The sequence below is a fragment of the Salinivibrio proteolyticus genome, from assembly GCF_027286365.1.
GTDB lineage: Bacteria > Pseudomonadota > Gammaproteobacteria > Enterobacterales > Vibrionaceae > Salinivibrio > Salinivibrio proteolyticus.
The window spans coordinates 2,292,980-2,309,148 of the sequence record NZ_CP114584.1 but is presented as its reverse complement, the minus strand read 5'-3'; the positions used below and the strand labels follow the sequence as shown (position 1 = coordinate 2,309,148).

Annotated in this window: 22 protein-coding genes and 1 tRNA gene; 16 read left to right on the top strand and 7 right to left on the bottom strand. The window is 50.4% G+C overall.

Features of this window, described 5'->3' with window-relative positions; genetic code table 11:
- Positions 1–67 precede the first annotated feature (67 nt).
- From glyA to N7E60_RS10950, 9 genes are all read left to right on the top strand, one after another.
- Entirely contained in the window at positions 68–1,318 is a 1,251-nt protein-coding gene (glyA, locus tag N7E60_RS10990) for a serine hydroxymethyltransferase (protein WP_069590692.1), read from the top strand.
- 183 nt (positions 1,319–1,501) lie between these two features.
- Positions 1,502–1,951, top strand: a complete 450-nt coding sequence (gene nrdR / locus N7E60_RS10985; RefSeq protein WP_069589271.1) for a transcriptional regulator NrdR — start codon at positions 1,502–1,504, stop codon at positions 1,949–1,951.
- Complete coding sequence (gene ribD / locus N7E60_RS10980; protein ID WP_269597490.1) at positions 1,948–3,081, top strand: bifunctional diaminohydroxyphosphoribosylaminopyrimidine deaminase/5-amino-6-(5-phosphoribosylamino)uracil reductase RibD; 1,134 nt, start codon at positions 1,948–1,950, stop codon at positions 3,079–3,081. The genes nrdR and ribD overlap by 4 nt, the downstream gene beginning before the upstream one ends.
- 2 nt (positions 3,082–3,083) lie before the next feature.
- Positions 3,084–3,746, top strand: coding sequence for a riboflavin synthase (locus tag N7E60_RS10975; protein WP_069589274.1), 663 nt, complete (start codon positions 3,084–3,086; stop codon positions 3,744–3,746).
- A 10-nt stretch (positions 3,747–3,756) separates the two neighbouring features.
- The gene (gene ribBA / locus N7E60_RS10970; RefSeq protein WP_069589276.1) at positions 3,757–4,866 is read left to right on the top strand and encodes a bifunctional 3,4-dihydroxy-2-butanone-4-phosphate synthase/GTP cyclohydrolase II; all 1,110 of its coding nucleotides are present in this window, start codon (positions 3,757–3,759) and stop codon (positions 4,864–4,866) included.
- A gap of 123 nt (positions 4,867–4,989) precedes the next feature.
- Positions 4,990–5,460: a 6,7-dimethyl-8-ribityllumazine synthase gene (gene ribH, locus N7E60_RS10965; RefSeq protein ID WP_069589277.1), complete on the top strand. Its 471-nt coding sequence runs from the start codon at positions 4,990–4,992 to the stop codon at positions 5,458–5,460.
- A gap of 12 nt (positions 5,461–5,472) precedes the next feature.
- Positions 5,473–5,922 carry a transcription antitermination factor NusB gene (nusB, locus tag N7E60_RS10960; protein WP_069589278.1) on the top strand — a complete coding sequence of 150 codons (450 nt, stop codon included), beginning with the start codon at positions 5,473–5,475 and terminating at the stop codon, positions 5,920–5,922.
- Positions 5,923–5,989: 67 nt separating this feature from the next.
- Positions 5,990–6,979, top strand: coding sequence for a thiamine-phosphate kinase (thiL, locus tag N7E60_RS10955; protein ID WP_269597489.1), 990 nt, complete (start codon positions 5,990–5,992; stop codon positions 6,977–6,979).
- Positions 6,966–7,448 (top strand): phosphatidylglycerophosphatase A, encoded by a 483-nt coding sequence (locus N7E60_RS10950; RefSeq protein ID WP_069589281.1) that lies wholly within the window; start codon positions 6,966–6,968, stop codon positions 7,446–7,448. Before thiL ends, N7E60_RS10950 begins: the two co-directional genes overlap by 14 nt.
- 74 nt (positions 7,449–7,522) lie before the next feature.
- On the opposite strand, the gene N7E60_RS10945 is transcribed toward N7E60_RS10950, so the two are convergent.
- The 3 genes from N7E60_RS10945 to N7E60_RS10935 all read right to left on the bottom strand — a co-directional run bounded on the left by N7E60_RS10945 (position 7,523) and on the right by N7E60_RS10935 (position 9,419).
- Positions 7,523–7,966, bottom strand: a complete 444-nt coding sequence (locus N7E60_RS10945; protein WP_077455532.1) for a DoxX family protein — start codon at positions 7,964–7,966, stop codon at positions 7,523–7,525.
- Positions 7,967–8,157: 191 nt separating this feature from the next.
- Positions 8,158–8,233: transfer RNA gene (locus tag N7E60_RS10940), tRNA-Arg, on the bottom strand.
- 52 nt (positions 8,234–8,285) lie between these two features.
- On the bottom strand, positions 8,286–9,419 hold the full coding sequence (locus N7E60_RS10935) for a flagella assembly protein FlgT (protein WP_269597488.1): 1,134 nt from the start codon (positions 9,417–9,419) through the stop codon (positions 8,286–8,288).
- Positions 9,420–9,631: 212 nt separating this feature from the next.
- Between N7E60_RS10935 and N7E60_RS10930 the strand changes: the two genes are divergently transcribed.
- Both N7E60_RS10930 and N7E60_RS10925 read left to right on the top strand, forming a co-directional pair.
- On the top strand, positions 9,632–10,267 hold the full coding sequence (locus N7E60_RS10930; RefSeq protein ID WP_269597487.1) for a FlgO family outer membrane protein: 636 nt from the start codon (positions 9,632–9,634) through the stop codon (positions 10,265–10,267).
- A 17-nt stretch (positions 10,268–10,284) separates the two neighbouring features.
- Positions 10,285–10,719, top strand: a complete 435-nt coding sequence (locus N7E60_RS10925) for an LPP20 family lipoprotein (protein ID WP_102136080.1) — start codon at positions 10,285–10,287, stop codon at positions 10,717–10,719.
- Positions 10,720–10,932: 213 nt separating this feature from the next.
- Here the strand turns inward: N7E60_RS10925 and N7E60_RS10920 are convergent, their stop codons facing one another.
- From N7E60_RS10920 to flgA, 3 genes are all read right to left on the bottom strand, one after another.
- Positions 10,933–11,367 (bottom strand): flagella synthesis protein FlgN, encoded by a 435-nt coding sequence (locus tag N7E60_RS10920; RefSeq protein ID WP_077455530.1) that lies wholly within the window; start codon positions 11,365–11,367, stop codon positions 10,933–10,935.
- A gap of 16 nt (positions 11,368–11,383) precedes the next feature.
- Entirely contained in the window at positions 11,384–11,707 is a 324-nt protein-coding gene (gene flgM, locus N7E60_RS10915) for a flagellar biosynthesis anti-sigma factor FlgM (protein WP_069589288.1), read from the bottom strand.
- 89 nt (positions 11,708–11,796) lie between these two features.
- Positions 11,797–12,489: a flagellar basal body P-ring formation chaperone FlgA gene (gene flgA / locus N7E60_RS10910; RefSeq protein WP_269597485.1), complete on the bottom strand. Its 693-nt coding sequence runs from the start codon at positions 12,487–12,489 to the stop codon at positions 11,797–11,799.
- A gap of 124 nt (positions 12,490–12,613) precedes the next feature.
- Between flgA and N7E60_RS10905 the strand changes: the two genes are divergently transcribed.
- Positions 12,614–13,537: a chemotaxis protein CheV gene (locus N7E60_RS10905; RefSeq protein ID WP_077639644.1), complete on the top strand. Its 924-nt coding sequence runs from the start codon at positions 12,614–12,616 to the stop codon at positions 13,535–13,537.
- A gap of 26 nt (positions 13,538–13,563) precedes the next feature.
- Entirely contained in the window at positions 13,564–14,391 is an 828-nt protein-coding gene (locus N7E60_RS10900; protein ID WP_069589292.1) for a CheR family methyltransferase, read from the top strand.
- On the opposite strand, the gene N7E60_RS10895 is transcribed toward N7E60_RS10900, so the two are convergent.
- Positions 14,384–14,590: a hypothetical protein gene (locus tag N7E60_RS10895; protein ID WP_269597484.1), complete on the bottom strand. Its 207-nt coding sequence runs from the start codon at positions 14,588–14,590 to the stop codon at positions 14,384–14,386. The two genes, N7E60_RS10900 and N7E60_RS10895, sit on opposite strands and share 8 nt — an antisense overlap.
- Between N7E60_RS10895 and flgB the strand changes: the two genes are divergently transcribed.
- The 3 genes from flgB to N7E60_RS10880 are packed head-to-tail and all read left to right on the top strand — an operon-like array spanning position 14,589 to position 16,162.
- Entirely contained in the window at positions 14,589–14,984 is a 396-nt protein-coding gene (gene flgB, locus N7E60_RS10890) for a flagellar basal body rod protein FlgB (protein WP_077455526.1), read from the top strand. The genes N7E60_RS10895 and flgB overlap by 2 nt on opposite strands.
- Positions 14,985–14,987: 3 nt before the next feature.
- Positions 14,988–15,404, top strand: a complete 417-nt coding sequence (gene flgC / locus N7E60_RS10885) for a flagellar basal body rod protein FlgC (RefSeq protein ID WP_069589296.1) — start codon at positions 14,988–14,990, stop codon at positions 15,402–15,404.
- Between the two features lie 14 nt (positions 15,405–15,418).
- Complete coding sequence (locus N7E60_RS10880; RefSeq protein ID WP_069589298.1) at positions 15,419–16,162, top strand: flagellar hook assembly protein FlgD; 744 nt, start codon at positions 15,419–15,421, stop codon at positions 16,160–16,162.
- Positions 16,163–16,169 lie beyond the last annotated feature (7 nt).

Sequence of the window (16,169 nt, the reverse complement as noted above, 5' to 3'; positions counted from 1 at the left end):
CAACTTGGGTACGGATAGCATTCGCTTTAAGGGTAATAGCCCGCCACCATTGAGTCAGGAGAGACAAATGCTAAAGCGTGACATGAAAATTGCGGATTACGATCCGGCACTGTTCGCAGCCATTGAAGAAGAAACGGCTCGTCAGGAAGAACACATTGAGCTGATTGCGTCAGAAAACTATACCAGCCCACGCGTCATGGAAGCGCAAGGCTCTCAACTGACCAACAAATATGCCGAAGGCTACCCCGGCAAGCGTTATTACGGCGGCTGTGAGCATGTCGATAAAGTGGAAGCTCTTGCGATTGAGCGTGCGTGTGAATTGTTTGGTTGTGAATATGCTAACGTGCAACCTCACTCTGGCTCACAAGCTAACAGTGCTGTGTATATGGCGCTGCTAAACCCAGGCGATAAGGTTTTGGGCATGAGCTTGGCGCATGGTGGCCACTTAACGCACGGCTCTCCGGTCAACTTTTCAGGCAAACACTATGAAGTGGTTGCGTACGGCATTGATGAAGCGGGTAAGATTGATTACGAGCAAATGGAACAGCTCGCGCTGGAACATAAGCCGAAAATGATCATTGGTGGTTTCTCTGCCTATTCGCAAGTGGTGGATTGGAAGCGTATGCGTGAAATCGCCGACAAAGTGGGCGCTTGGTTCATGGTGGACATGGCACACGTTGCTGGTTTGATTGCAGCAGGCGTGTATCCAGATCCATTACCACATGCACACGTGGTTACCACCACCACCCATAAAACCCTTGCAGGGCCGCGCGGCGGTTTGATCCTGTCTAATGCGGGTGAAGATCTCTACAAAAAGCTCAACTCTGCGGTGTTCCCAGGTGGCCAAGGTGGCCCACTGATGCATGTGATTGCGGGTAAAGCTGTCGCGTTTAAAGAGGCGATGGAACCTGAGTTTAAAGCCTATCAAGCGCGCGTGATTGATAACGCCCGTGCAATGGTGAAGGGATTCCAAGCACGCGGTTATAACATCGTGTCAGGGTCAACTGACAACCACTTGTTCTTGGTTGATTTGATTGACAAAGACATCACTGGTAAAGAAGCGGATGCTGCGCTCGGTGCCGCGAATATCACAGTGAACAAAAACAGTGTGCCGAACGATCCACGTAGCCCGTTTGTCACCTCAGGCATTCGTGTGGGGACGCCAGCGATTACACGCCGTGGTTTTACCGAGCAAGACGCTGAACAGCTCGCGCATTGGATGTGTGATGTGTTAGATAACATCAACAATGAGCAAGTGATTGCTGAAACTAAAGAAAAAGTTCAGGCCATTTGCCGCCGCCTACCGGTTTATGCGTAACCGGTGAGCGTTGTAAGTGAAACAGCAAAGGCGCCTTCAGGCGCCTTTTTTGTGCGTGGTTAGCCACCGATTCTTAGCGAAATCAGCTTTGCGCACAGAATCGTTACAAACTCGCCGTTTGCAGGCTTTTTCATAATCGCAAATCGGTTACACTAACGGGATGATATTGAGGAGGCTAGCCCCATGCACTGTCCATTCTGTGGTGCAACCGACACCAAAGTGATCGATTCTCGACTCGTCGCCGATGGCCATCAAGTTCGTCGTCGTCGCCAGTGTTTGGCGTGCGCAGAACGCTATACCACGTTCGAAACGGCAGAGCTGGTGATGCCACGCATCATCAAAACCAATGGTAATCGTGAGCCTTTTGACGAAGAAAAGCTGCGCGGTGGCATTCAGCGCGCACTGGAAAAACGGCCTGTCAGTGCGGACGATATTGAAAAAGCGATCAATAGCATTAAATCACGCCTTCGCGCGACCGGTGAGCGAGAGATTAGCTCAGCCTCGGTTGGTAACTTAGTGATGGAAGCACTCAAAGAGCTCGATAAAGTGGCGTATATCCGTTTTGCCTCTGTCTATCATAGCTTTGAAGATATTCGTGAGTTCGGTGAAGAAATTGCACGGCTGCAAAAATGAGTAACAACCAACGCGATAACACCATGATGGCGCGCGCACTCGCGCTTGCCGCTCAAGGGCGCTTTACCACGACCCCGAATCCCAATGTGGGCTGTGTGATTGCGCATGGTGACGACATTGTTGGTGAAGGGTTTCATCTTGCTCCCGGCGGGCCACATGCCGAGGTACACGCTTTAAAGGCGGCGGGGGAACGTGCACAAGGGGCGACAGCTTATGTCACCTTAGAGCCTTGCTCTCACTATGGTCGCACGCCACCGTGTTGCGATGCCTTAATTGCCGCTAACGTCAGTCGCGTAGTGTGTGCCATGCAAGATCCCAATCCTCAAGTGGCAGGGAGAGGCATTGCGCGCTTACAAGAAGCAGGTATTGAGGTGGTCGTCGGTGTGATGGCGGAGCAGGCCAAGGCGCTGAATCCCGGCTTTATTAAGCGAATGCTCACCCAAATGCCGTATGTACAGCTTAAGCTGGCAGGGAGCCTCGATGGCCGGACCGCCTTAGCCAATGGCCAAAGTAAATGGATCACCGGTGAGCCCGCACGCGCCGATGTGCAAGCGTTTCGTGCTCAAGCCAGTGCCATTTTATCGACCAGCGCCACGGTATTGGCCGATAACCCCAGCCTCAATGTACGCCAAAGCCAACTTCCTCGAGCCACACTTGATGCTTATCCGCAATCGACTGTGCGCCAACCGACACGTGTTGTGCTAGATAGAGACAATAAAACTTCACCGGATGCAACCGTCTATCAGCTTGACGGTGATGTGATCCGTATTGTTGATTCACCGAGTAATCATGCGTGGCCGGATAACGTGCAAGAATGGGTGATGCCCGATGCGTCACTCACCGCTATCCTTCGCGCATTGGCGGAACATGACATTGACAAAGTGTGGGTCGAAGCGGGCGCAAGGCTAGCGGGTCAGCTTCTCACTGAATCGTTAGTCGATGAACTGATTGTTTACCAAGCCCCCGTCTTGTTAGGAGGCGATAGTCGCCCCTTGGTTGCTTTAGATGGGATGCAACGGATGGACGATGCACCGCGCTTTCACTTTAATCACGTGACGAGGATCGGTGACGATGTTCGCTTAACCGCCATGCTCTCTGAGCATGCCGTGATCACGCAAGAGTACGAATAACGATGTTTACTGGAATTATCGAAGCGGTAGGCCGAGTAGAACGCTTGACTCGCCGCGGGCAAGACATGACTTTGACTATCGACAGTGGTGAGCTTGATCTCTGTGATGTCAAACTGGGTGACAGTATCGCCACCAATGGGGTGTGCTTGACCGTGGTAGCATTGAGCGCAACGGGCTACAGCGCAGATGTGTCATCTGAAACCCTTGCGCGTTCATCACTAGGGCACTTGTCGGTCGGAGACAAGGTCAATCTTGAAAAGGCGATGCTACCCACCACGCGATTTGGCGGCCACATGGTGGCAGGCCATGTTGATGGCCTCGGTGAAGTGACCTCAGTGAACCAAACCGGCCGCGCGTGGGAATACTGGATTAGATTACCGTCTGAGCTCGCCAAATATGTGGCGTTAAAAGGCTCGATCACAGTAGATGGGATTAGCCTGACGGTGAACGATGTCAATGGCAGTGCATTTAAGCTCACCATCGTGCCGCATACTGCTGAACAAACCACGATTCAAACGTTTGCCCCTGGGCGCAAAGTGAACATCGAAGTTGATGTGATCGCCCGTTACCTTGAGCGATTAATGCTCGGTGACAAGGCGGCTGAACCCACACAATCAACGGGAGTCAGCCTTGATACGCTGGCCCGTTCCGGCTTTTTGAAATAAGGAATCCAAGATGGCAATAAGTAGTGCCCAAGAAATCATTGACGATATCCGCCAAGGTAAAATGGTGGTATTGATGGATGACGAAGATCGCGAAAATGAAGGCGATTTGATCATTGCGGCCGAAGCGATCACGCCAGAAGCTATCAATTTCATGGCCACCCATGGTCGGGGCTTGATTTGCTTAACGCTGACCCAACAGCGCTGTCAGCAGCTTGGATTACCTTTGATGGTGTCTGACAATAACGCGCAATTTTCCACTGCTTTCACGGTGTCAATTGAAGCGGCGGAAGGGGTGACCACCGGCATTTCTGCGGCCGATCGTGCACGTACCGTACAAGCTGCGGTCGCGCCTAATGCGAAAGCTGCCGATTTAGTTCAGCCGGGCCATGTGTTCCCCTTAATGGCACAAGAGGGTGGTGTTCTGACCCGTGCCGGTCACACCGAGGCTGGCTGTGATCTGGCCCGCTTAGGAGGCTTTAGTCCTGCGTCCGTGATTGTGGAAATCCTCAACGAAGATGGCACCATGGCGCGTCGCCCTGATTTGGAAGTGTTTTGTGAAAAGCACGGTATCAAGTTGGGCACCATTGCAGATTTGATTGAATACCGAAACCTTAACGAAACCACCATTGAGCGTGTCGCGTCTTGTAAATTGCCCACCGAATTTGGTGAGTTTGATTTGGTCACTTACCGTGACACCATTGATAACCAAATCCACTATGCGATGTGTAAAGGCGAAGTGACCGCTGACCCGACCTTGGTTCGCGTACACTTGCAAGATACCTTTACCGATGTGCTTCAATCTGACCGAACGGCTGAGCGCAGCTGGAGCCTAACCCGTGCGATGCAACGGATCAGTCATGACGGTGGTGTGTTGGTGATTTTGGGGAAAGAAGAAACCAGCGATGCCATTATCAATAAGGTGAAAGCATTTGAAGCGCAAGATAAAGGCGAGCAGCCAGCTAGCGCCAAATGGCAAGGCACGTCACGCCGTGTTGGCATTGGCTCGCAAATCTTGGCAGACCTTGGCGTTAAGCAAATGCGTTTGCTTTCGTCATCAACGAAACGCTATCACGCACTATCAGGCTTTGGTTTGAACGTGGTGGAATACGTCACCGAATAAAGTAACAAGAAAGGCCGCGCGATGTGCGACAGGGTTGGCGGGCACGGAACATGGTGCCATTCGCTAAAAATGTGGTAGAATCGCGCGGTTTCTCATTCCGGAAAGCAAGTCACAGGAAGGCTCATGAACGTAATCGAAGGTGCATTTGCCGCGCCCAACGCGCAGGTTGCTATTGTTATCTCTCGCTTTAATAGCTTTATCAACGAGAGTTTACTATCAGGTGCGATCGACGCACTGAAGCGCCAAGGCCAAGTCAGCGAAGATAATATTACCGTGGTCCGCTGTCCCGGTGCCTACGAGTTGCCTTTGGTGACCCAGAAACTAGCTAAAAGCGGTCGCTACGATGCGATTGTGGCGCTAGGTTCGGTGATCCGCGGTGGCACGCCCCACTTTGACTATGTGGCCGGAGAATGTAATAAAGGGTTAGCACAGGTTGCACTGGAGTTTGAAACCCCAGTCGCCTTTGGCGTGCTGACTGTTGACACCATTGAGCAAGCCATCGAACGCGCAGGTACCAAGGCTGGTAATAAAGGGGCAGAGGCTGCACTGAGCGCGCTTGAAATGGTCAATGTCCTGTCCCAGATTGAATCCTAAACGGGGGTTAGAGTGAAACCAGCCGCACGACGTAATGCACGCCAATTTGCATTGCAAGCCATCTATTCATGGCAACTGGCGCAAGGCAATATCGCAGATATTGAGGCACAATTCCTTGCAGCCGAAAAGTACGAAGAAGACGACCACAAAGACGCAGAGCCACTTCTGCGTGAGCCTGAAACCGATGTGGAATATTTCCGCAATCTGTTTAGCGGCGTGGTACTGAGTCATCAAGAGCTAGACAGCAAAATGCGTCCTTACTTGTCACGTCCATTGCAAGACTTGGACGACATGGAGCACGCTCTGCTGCGTTTGGCGATGTACGAATTGGTGAAACGTGAAGATGTGCCGTATAAAGTCGTGATTAATGAAGCGGTGGAACTGGCGAAGCGTTTTGGCGCCGAAGACAGCCACAAGTTTGTGAATGGTGTGCTTGATAAAGCGGCCCCACGACTTCGTTAATTACCTCCCTTTCAAGGCCAGCCCCGCTGGCCTTTTTATTTTTAGATGCGATACCACGAAAGCCATTATGACGCGCAACGAATTTGATCTGATTCGCGATTATTTCGCTCGTCAGCCAGTGAGCCGCCGCGATGTGGCGCTAGGCATTGGTGACGACTGTGCCATTACCCAAGTCCCCGAGGGCTGTCAGCTCGCCATTACCACAGATACTATGGTAGAAGGTACCCACTTTCTTGCCACAGCCAGTGCTTCCGATGTTGCGCACAAAGCGTTGGCATCGAATTTAAGCGACTTAGCAGCAATGGGGGCGATGCCTGCATGGTGCTCGTTGGCGCTGACTTTACCTGAACCGGATGAAGCGTGGGTGGCAGGATTCTGCCAAGGTTTCTCTGCGCTTGCCGAATACTTTCAAGTCCAGCTGATTGGCGGTGACACCACACGTGGGCCCAAAAGCATTACCATGACCTTACATGGCCATGTCCCTCATGGAAAGGCATTAACTCGCGATGGTGCTAAGCCTGGGGATTGGTTATATGTCACCGGTACCTTGGGGGATAGCCAAGCAGGACTGAACTATGTCCTTGGTAAGCCGGTGACCGATGAGGCACGGGCGGCCACATTGATTAATCGGCATTATCGCGCGCAGCCTCGCGTAGCGGCAGGCCAAGCTTTACGCGGTATCGCCTCGGCAGCGATTGATATTTCCGATGGGCTGGTGGCTGATATTCAGCATATTCTCAAAGCCAGTGGTGTGGGCGCATCCATTGATGTGACCCAACTGCCGCTGTCGGAGGCGTTATTAGCGGATGTGGACAGCTATGAAACCGCGCAAAAGCTTGCCTTAACCAGTGGCGAAGAATATGAATTGTGCTTTACCGTACCGGAAATGTATCGCGGGACGTTAGAGACAACACTGAAACACACTGGGGTCACCGCCGCTTGTATTGGTCAAATTAATGGCAGTCAGTCTTTACAATTGATGGCCGATGGTAATCCCCTAGACTGGACGCTATCAGGATGGGATCACTTTAAGGAGTTGGACAGTGACAGATCCTAAGCAGCGTTTATCGCTTAAAAACCCGTTGCATTTGCTGGCCGTTGGGCTGGGGAGTGGGCTCTCTCCGGTGGTACCGGGGACGGTTGGTACCTTGTTTGCGGTGCCTTTTTATTGGCTACTGGCAACCTACACAGCGCCAGTTGGTTTATGGATAGCCATTCTTGTCGGTAGTCTTGCAGGCATTGTGATTTGCGGTCGTACCTCTGCGGATATGAAAGTGCATGATCACGGCGCGATTGTGTGGGACGAATTTGTTGGCTTTTGGATCACCATGGCATTGGTGCCAAGCACCGACTGGCAGATTATCTTAGCAGGCTTCGTGATGTTTCGACTCTTCGATATGATTAAGCCATGGCCTATCAGTTGGTTGGACAAGCATGTTCATGGTGGGCTGGGGATCATGCTCGATGATATCCTTGCCGGCGTGATGGCCATGTTGAGCCTTTGGGCGTGGGTGACTTACGTTTAATCAACCAACCTTTAGCCACGAAAAATGCCGCGTTGAACACGCGGCATTTTTGTATCTTGGGTCAGTCGCAGCGGTTAGCGCATTGTCTGGCTGAGCTTTTTATCGACAGAGAGATTGCCAGCCCCACTGAACAGCAATGAGACGGCGGCAGCCAGTAATGCCAATCCAAACTCATACCCGTTGTTGCTTAGAAATAGGCCGTTATCCCAGTGCACGGTAACAATCGCGACCAGCATGGTGATTGAAGTGACAGCCGCAGCAGGGCGCGTCAATAGACCAATCAACAGCAGCACACCGCCAAAAAACTCCGCACTACCTGCCATCAACGCCATTAGTACACCAGGCTCAAGACCAATCGATGCCATCCATTGGCCCGTTCCTTCAAGGCCATAGCCGCCAAACCAACCAAACAGTTTTTGCGCGCCATGAGCGATCAAAATCACTCCGACAGGAAGGCGCAAAGCTAAGGGGGCAAAGCTTGATTGAGTGGAAAGCAGAGTGTGTAAACGTTGACGCATAATGGGCCTCTTCGAAAAAGTTGATAGATATTGGCGTTACTCGCCGGATTGAGAGCCATAATAAAGGTGAGACGTCGGAATAATAAGTAGTAGAGCTTGATGGATATGTTCGGATATTTTGAACAAAAACCAAATGAAACGAGGTAAAGAACAGCAAATAGCGACTAAAGAAGGAGGGGATAATGGTTTACTGGCGCTCCCACAGGGACTCGAACCCCGATCGGTCGCTTAGGAGGCGACTGCTCTATCCTGTTGAGCTATGGGAGCGCGGGCAGCCATTATACGTAAAAACAGGCGCGATTTAAGCGCCTGTTTCAATTTAGTTTACTCCTTTGGTGACAATATCACCGATCTGAATGCTGCCTATCAAGCTGTCGGGTTGGATAACCGCTTCGGCACTGCTTTCATAAACACGCGCAACGGTTAATGTCATTCCGCTTTTACGGCGCTGCGTGCGCACAATCCCTAAATCATCAGTGAAAGAAGCGAGATGCCACAGTTGTAACTGATCACCCTGTTTCACCCCATTGATTCGTCCAACGTTGATTTGTGCGATATTGTCTTTTAGTGCCACAATTTTGGGTTTGCTGGCGCGGCAGGATAGGGCCGACTCTAAATCCAGCAAGATGTTACGACTCATGCGTCGTGCCATTTGCCCGTAAGGCGATTGCCAAAAACGCGCTGTTTGGGTATCCACTTGGCTATGGCGCTCAAAAGGCCATTTGGCAACATCACGATAGCGGCGCTGGAAAATGACTTCACCGCTTTCAGCGTCCATCGCTTGTACATTGACCGCCAATTGCCGATTGTCTTGCGAACGGCCGAAGCTGCCACTGTCTGTGGTCGCAGAGAGATCGGTAATGGCTCCAGTCACGACAAATTGTGCATCTTTATCTTCCGCCAGCATCGCGACAGCTTGCGGGGCGTTTGGCGAAACATCGACATTCGCAATACCACGGCCAACAAAGCTTTGTCCGTGTTGAGTGACTTCTCGACTAAGCAGCACAGAAAAATCATCACCAAATTGGTAAATTCCTCCTAAGGCCGCTTGCTGAGGCGACACAATCGGAAAGCGTGTCATCACCATTCCTTTCTTATACTGTGTCTTGTGGCAAGCATTTGCCGATGGATAGATATCCACCCGCACATTGACCACATAATTGCCACCTTGAGTGCCTTCTTCCAGAATTAAGATCTCGCGGACTTCACTACCATTGAACTGGTAACCGGGCTTAACGGAGGTAAGAAATCGTTTGATTTGCTGCAAACTGCCTACATCGGCGCCGGAGAACTGCATGGCATCGAACGTGGCGGCTTCTAACGCGCGGACGCGTGCCGCTTGCTCGCTTTCAAGGATGGGCGAGCTGGCAGACACTTCATACCAAGCTGCCTGTGTGAGCGGCGTGATAAATAGAGAAAAAAGCAGGCCGAATCGCGCCAAACGGGTTTTCATAGTCAAGTTCTCACTTAGTAGGTATGGAAATTGCTTCGTTAACATAACAGGTAGGGTGGCAACCCTAACAAGAGCATGACGCATGAGAGATTGATGCAAGTTGTGTTCCGGAACACAAGGGTGACAATTCAAGGTAAAGGTTTGTGGTCCTTGTCCGATACTCTAAGAAGACACTTGTCTCACATCGATGACTGATCGCGGAGCATGATACGATGAAAAAGTGGATAGTGGCGGTATTAGCGCTGTTGACAGCAGGCTGTGCATATACGCCTATTTACAACGGGAAAGAGCCCTACTCGGGGAGTGAGTTCTTCCTCAAGCAGCGTCCTCGCCACACGCTGGACTATTTTTTAAATAGCATGGCCGACGAATTACTGGCGACAAATGCTTATTTAACCGCACGTACCCCGTTGGCGATCACGTCGTTTGTAGACTTGCAAGACATGTCTGAAACGAACTGGTTAGGCAATACAGTGACCGAAGGGCTGATTTATCAGATGCAAAGCCGTGGCTTTACCGTCATAGACTTCAAATCGACCGGCGCTATTCGTGTCACCGAAGAAGGGGACTTTGCCATCAGCCGTGATTGGAAAGAGTTAAACCCCGAACAGCAGATTGATTATATCTTGACAGGCACCATGCTACGACAAGGTGGAGGTGTACTGGTCAATGCGCGTATTATTGGTATGGAGTCGCGTGTTGTGGTCGCTTCTGCGCAAGGGTTTTTACCCGCAGACCGTATTGGTCGAGATATTGACACGCTTTATAAAGTGCGCATGCGTGATGGCGTCATTATTCGTGATGATCAAAACCGCATCAAGCGTGAAACAGTCGTTCTTAAGCCTTAACCAAGACAGGATGATTCATGAGCATAAAACATGGACTTTGCCTTTTAGCCCTGATGGCTTTAACCGCGTGTCAGCCTCTGACCAAGATGAAAGAGGAGAATGTTATTTCTGCGGTTGGTATGGCTTCAATCAGTGCTCAACAAGGGGCCACGCAAGAAGAGCGTGAAACACGTGCAATGCGAGCGTCAAAAGTCGAGGCATATAAAGAGCTCAGTGAGCAGGTGTATGGGCTTCGAGTCAGTGGTCGTACGCGTGTGGAGGATCAAAGTCTTGGCCGTGATAGCACACAAGGCGCTGTCGACGGGATTATCCGCGGTGCTGAAGTGGTGGCAAGCTATAAAGTCGGTGACAGCTACGTGACCGAATTGGAGCTGGATTTAGACTTGATGCAAAAAATGAAGCGTTATGGCGAGTCACAAAACATCCCCCGTAACGAAAACATTATCTTTTAATCCAACTTTTCTCCGCGCAATCAGCGAGCCAGACGGCTCGCTTTTTTATTAACTGTTATTGGTCAGCTAAGCCGCGTTGTTTTACAGATCGAGTTGTATCATTGGGAGGTGTGCACGCGCAGTGGGCATACGCGCTACGACCAATTTAAAGCGGTTAAGTAAGGAGACGTCAGTGCGCAATGTCAGGTGGCTCGGCGTATACTAAAGCGCGAGCTACGCTTTTACATTTGTGCCAAGGGTTTTCCGGCCTGACGCATTGCCGTCATGGTCATAAGTCAGCTCTGACTTGCCGCCGCTTTCTTGGAACAAATTACGTAACCGATGGATGCTTAAACTTGCGCGTTGTAGCGCCATCCCATTGGTCTCGTTTTGTTGCTTACAGGCTTGAATGTGCTGTTGGATGGTGTTGACGTATTCAACGCATTGCGGGTCGCCTTGAAGCTTTTCTCGCTCAGGGTGCTGTGCGAGTTGGCTATCAGCACGCTGTATTTCATTCACCAAGATTTGCTTTTGTTTGGCGGTGGCTTCGATGTCTTCCGACACTCGGCTGGCAATGGTTTTGGCTTCTTGCTCGAGCAGCGTTTTTAGCGACTGAACTCGCTCTAGCTGCTGCTCGAGAAGGACGGACAGGGGCGCATTTTGACTCATAAACTATCCCGCCAGATTAACTGTCGTTCAAATCGTTCTCAAAGCGCATCATATTGGCAGCGAGTTTGTCAGCATCGACTTTATACGAACCATTGGCAATGGCTTGTTTAATTTCAGCGACTTTCGCACTGTCAAAATACGGCTCAGAGGCCATTTGCTGATTCATTTTTCCGATCTCTCGGCTTTGATGGCTCAGCGACACTGCATCATCTTGACTGGTCGTACGTTGCTGTTCACGCACGGCGCTCCCTTGCGCCTCTTGTGTCTTATTCTGGTTCCCGCTATTGCGGGTTGTGGTCAGCGGTTGCTGGTTACCACGTAGTTGATCAATACTCGCCATAAACGTCGCCTTACTGTCAGTCGCTTTTGAGTCCGTTGCTCAGCGTATCGGCATTCCTTTTGCTAACTTTAGCATTTGGGCGTAAAAAATTAGAAATTTACCGTCACTTCGCCCACCGCCGAGATTGTAGCATCGACAATCCGATTGGATTTATCGTTCTTGACTTTTATTTGCTCTCCTAGAGCACCGTCACTTAATGCCGTACCTTTTGCAACAATATTGAGTCCGTTTCCACGTGCAGTGATAACAACGTCATCATTTCGACACACGGCACACACATCGTTACTGCTGATGGGCTGACCAATCCCGACCGTTCTTTTTACTTTCGAGCCTATTAGGCGCGCTGGACTGGTGTAGGTTTGGCCACGTTGAAACCGACTGTCAACCATTTGAATGGTCATATCACTCGCTGCAAGAGGCATGCCACGATCTAACGGGCGCTTGGCAACGACCAGTGGGATCATTAAGCGAATTTGGACTGGGATATACACCTGCCAGTCATCTTGAGGACACGAGACCATGACCGTTACCGAGGTATTCATACGTTGTCGCCCTGGCACTTCGGTATCCAATGGCAGCGGGCAATCGGTCAGGCGTAATCTCGAGTCAAGGTTGCCGGCTGTGATGTCGAGCTCACCGTTTTTGGGCACCGAAATGATAGACTCGACATGTCGTTCTGCCGCTTCTCTGACCGCATCCATTTGACTTACCGTCGCAGCGGCTATACTTACGCTAAAGCTTGCTAATAAGCTGACGATAAATAAACGTAATAACTGATACATAGATCCAAACCATTGATGACGACTAAAGAAGAAATTTTCCCTTCTTTCTCGAGAGTAGTGCAATAACCCACTACTATTATCATGCTACTCTACATAAAAAACGGGGCAACATGGAGTTTATCTTATGACAGGTGGTGTTCTTGATTCGGTCAACCAGCGCACGCAGCTGGTAGGACAAAACCGGTTAGAGCTGTTGACTTTCCGCCTGATGAGAAACCAACGCTTTGGCATTAACGTCTTTAAAGTAAAGGAAGTTCTTCAGTGCCCTAAGTTAACCGCGATGGCAAATTTACATCCCTTAGTAAAAGGGGTCGCACACATTCGTGGTCAAACAGTCTCAGTCATTGATATGAGCCTAGCAACTGGCGGGCCTGCTATTCCGGATCCCGAAAATCGTTTCGTGATCATTTCTGAGTTTAATCGTTCGATGCAGGGCTTTTTAGTTGGGTCGGTCGAGCGTATCGTGAACATGAATTGGGAAAAAATCCTCCCACCGCCTCAAGGCACAGGCCGTTCTCACTACTTGACCGCTGTCACTGAGATTGACAATGAACTGGTGGAAGTGCTGGATGTTGAAAAAATCCTGAATGAAATTGCACCCGTGAATGAGGAAATCAGTGAAGAGGTGCTTTCTAAGCGTCAAGAACGTGAGGAAAGCGCTCCGAGCCAAGTACTGGTCGCGGATGATTCGAGCGTGGCGCGTCGCCAAGTGAAGCGCGCTGTAGAAAGTGTCGGTTATGATGTTATCTTGGTACAAGATGGCAAAGAGGCACTGGATAAACTGAAAGAAATGGCAGCAGAAGGCAATATATATAGCCAGCTGGCATTGGTGATTTCAGATATTGAGATGCCGGAAATGGACGGTTACACCCTCACCACTGAAATCCGAAAAGATGCGAGCTTAAAAGATCTTCATGTAGTATTGCATTCATCTTTAAGTGGGGTATTTAACGAGGCCATGGTGCAGCGCGTGGGCGCCAACTCGTTTATCGCGAAATTCGACCCTGATGAATTGGGCTCTGCCGTCATCGAAGCGGTTAAGTCGTAACCCAAACAGAGCGATTGAGTTGATTAATGACAAATGTAGCAATCAGTGACCAAGAATATCGAGACTTCTGCAAGCATCTCGAATCGAAATGCGGCATCGTGCTTGGGGATAGCAAACAATACCTAGTACGAAGCCGACTTAGCCCATTGGTCAATAAGTTTGGTTTGGCGTCACTCTCTGAGTTGGTGAAATCGGTTATTACGGGCCGAAACCGAGAGCTGGCAGTGGCAGCAATCGATGCGATGACCACCAATGAAACCCTGTGGTTTCGTGACACCTACCCGTTTGAAGTGTTGGCCCATCGTCTACTTCCTGAATTAGGCAAAGCCCGCAAACCGATCAAAATTTGGTCGGCGGCGAGCTCATCCGGGCAAGAGCCGTATTCTATTGCCATGACAGTGGCTGAAACGCAGCAACGTAAGCCGGGCATGCTAGGCAGTGTGAGCATTACTGCTACCGATATATCAACGTCGATGTTGGAGGCTTGCCGTCAGGGAATTTACGATAATCTTGCCCTAGGGCGCGGACTCTCACCTGAGCGTCGTCGTACCTTCTTTGAAGATGTCGGTGATGGCAAGATGCGGGTGAAAGAGAATATTAAGCGCATGGTGACATTCCGCCCGCAGAACCTGATGGAAAGCTATAGCTTATTGGGTAAGTTCGACATTATTTTTTGTCGTAACGTCTTAATTTACTTTTCGCCAGACATGAAGGCTCAGGTCTTAAATCAGATGGCGGGAGCGCTTAACCCGGGCGGACACTTAATTCTTGGGGCGTCTGAGTCGCTGACTGGGCTCACTGATAAATTTGAGATGATCCGGTGTAACCCCGGTATTATTTACAAACTCAAGTAATCCTTTTCAAAAGCGGCATCTTTCTTGCCGCTTTTTCTTTTCTGTTTGCCTCTTCTTTAGTGAGTATTGCCGCCGTCTCATCCAGATAATCCCGCGGCTTGGTTTCTATCTCATTGAAAATATAGCGTTTAGACTGGAAGTAAAAAATTGGCATCAAGATTGCTTTGATGTGATGAGAAGAGTTTTGGAGGTTGCCCATGGCGATTACATTTGACAATGCATTAGGCGTACACCAGCACACTGTCGGCGTACGCGCTACACGGGCAGAGACGCTGTCTAGCAACATTGCTAATGCCAATACGCCAGGCTACAAAGCACAAGATATCGACTTTAAACGTGCTTTGCAGGCGGCAACCTCAGGGGCAAGTATTGGCCTAAGCCGCACTAATGAGCGGCACATTGCTGCCACCACCCACGTGGCGGGCGAGAAGAAGTACCGCGTGCCTACGCAACCTGATACTGGGGATGGCAACACGGTTGATGCTCAGCTCGAAAAGAATTTGTTTATGCAGAATGCATTGGAATACCAAGCCTCACTGGATTTTCTTGGCTCAAAGTTCAAGAACATGAAAAAGGCATTGAAAGGGGAATAACCGATGAGCTTGTTTAATATCTTTAACGTGTCTGGTTCGGCGATGAGCGCAGAGTCAGTGCGGTTGAACACCACATCAAGCAACCTAGCCAATGCCAATTCGGTAAGCAGTTCTGCGCAGGAAACCTACCGTGCACGGCATCCGATTTTTGCTGCAGAGCTTAATCGCTTCAAGCAGCAAAGTGGTGAGAGTGTGCCGGTGCATATTAAAGGTATCGTTGAGAGCCAAAAGCCTTTACGTGCCGAATATAACCCTGACCACCCGATGGCGAATGAAGAGGGTTATATTTTTAAACCCAACGTCAACGTGATGGAAGAAATGGCGAATATGATCTCCGCGTCGCGCGCCTACCAAACTAACGTGCAGGTTGCCGATGCGAGTAAACAAATGCTGATGCGTACGCTTCAGATGGGTCAGTAATGTAGGAGGCGATAATGGCCGGAATCGACGGTACAGGTTCGACTAGCGGACTGTCCTACATTGACCAGCTCAAGGCGCAGCAGGAGAAAAAACTGCAAGAGAGCCAGGAGAAAGTCACCGGACAGACTGAGCTCAAGCAGGAAGACTTTCTCTCACTGCTCACCAAGCAGCTGTCACAACAGGATCCGTTCAAGCCTGTCGACAATGACAAAATGATCTCCCAGATGGCGTCATTCGCGACGGTAGAAGGGATCGGCAAGATGAACAATCAATTTGATGCGTTCAATGAGTCGATTACTTCAAACCAAGCACTACAAGCGTCATCTTTGGTTGGCCGAGACGTACTGGTTCCTGGCTCGATGGGCGTCAAGCCTGAAGCGGGCGGAATCGCGGGCATGGTAAAACTGCCTCGCGCGCTCGATAACGTGAGTGTTCGGGTGGAGAACGAACAAGGCCAGCTATTACGAACCTTCAGTATGGGGCCGAAGCCGCCCGGCGATCACCGGGTTGAGTGGGACGGCAACGATGACAACGGCAATCCGATGCCGGAAGGTCGCTATCGATTGAAAGTCAGCGGCATGGTTGATGGCAAAACTCAAGAGTTTGATTTATCAACCTATGCCAATGTGAACAGTGTCTTGCTGGGGAATGGCGACGGCAACGTGATGTTAAATCTTGCCGGCTTCTCCTCACCGTTCAAGCTCGCTGAAGTGCTAGAAGTCGGTAATGCCGACGTCGGTAATGTGACGAAAGGCTAACCGATTT